Source organism: Mesorhizobium sp. P5_C1 (assembly GCF_054049815.1).
On sequence record NZ_JBFULQ010001059.1, the window covers coordinates 1 to 1,099 of the forward strand.

At 57.8% G+C, this 1,099-nt stretch carries 1 protein-coding gene; it reads right to left on the bottom strand.

Going from position 1 to position 1,099, the window contains the following annotated elements; all coding sequences use genetic code 11:
- Positions 1–146: 146 nt before the first annotated feature.
- Complete coding sequence (locus tag ACXJ7R_RS33870; RefSeq protein WP_457155595.1) at positions 147–440, bottom strand: HdeA/HdeB family chaperone; 294 nt, start codon at positions 438–440, stop codon at positions 147–149.
- Positions 441–1,099 lie beyond the last annotated feature (659 nt).

Consider the following 1,099-nt stretch of genomic DNA (forward strand, 5'->3'; position numbering starts at 1 on the left):
AGTCCCATCAAGGCATAAGGGCGCGAGTAGCCGGGTCGTCACAGGGAAGCCCGCCAGTGCGTTTCCTGAACAGGGTCCGGTCCGACACCGGTTAACCGGGCCGTCGAGTCCAGGCGCCCGTCGGCTAGTCTTCATTTAATCTTCTGCTACATCTTGGCGACCGCCTCTAACGCGCTCGCCACCGTGGCGTCGGGGTGCTTCTTGCAATAAGCAGCGATCTTCTCTGCATTGGCATCTGTCTTGTCAGTGTCGATTTTGGCGTTGCCAGCTTTGCCATGGACATAGCCGTTCACCCACATGGCAACGCGAGCAATCTTGGCGGGCCGCATAGCAGTCACCTCCTTGCAGGTGAGCTTCGACATGTCCACTTCCTCCGCCATTGCGTGGCCGGTCAAACCGATAATCGCAACTGCGAGTGCAATCGGAAAATAGCGTTTCATGGTCAGAGTCTCCTCCCAAAAGCCCCACCTTTGGCTGGCTACCAAGAAACAGTAGTATTCTGTTGGAAGTATGACATTCACGCCCCGTTGCTCTTCGGCGATAGGTCAGCCCGATGCCTTGCATACGCACTCGGAACACTTTCAAGCGCGGTTTCAGGTCGATCGTATCGACTGGTAGCCGGCCACCAGTGATCAACCAGTCGCGCAGGATGGTCTGTAGCACTTCTGACCGTGGCAGGTTCAGTTCGCCAGCAACCAAGCCGATCGATTCGGCCACATCCGGATCGAGGTCTATGCCTTCTACGTTTCGCAGCAGCAGAGCTGCCCGCCGGAGCAATATCTGCAGGTCGTATGGCCAAAACCTGAGCCCGCCATGCCGGGCGGCCGAACAAGATCGCGCACGACGCTTTGCTATCTCGTCGAGCGCTGGTATCATTGAGGGCGTCAAATGCGGCTATGGTGTGAGTTTCGGTTATCCGCCGGCGGATCTTATAATCGCTACCCGTAGCCAGGTGCATTGTCAGGGCAAACACCGATCCGTCTGGGCGACCGAACAGGAGTGAACAGTTGAGCCCCCTTCTGACGGAGATTCGCCAAAGCCCCATGCTTTGGTTGCTGGTCGCTGTGCCGGTGGTGTTCGCCGCCGCGAAGTTCACTCC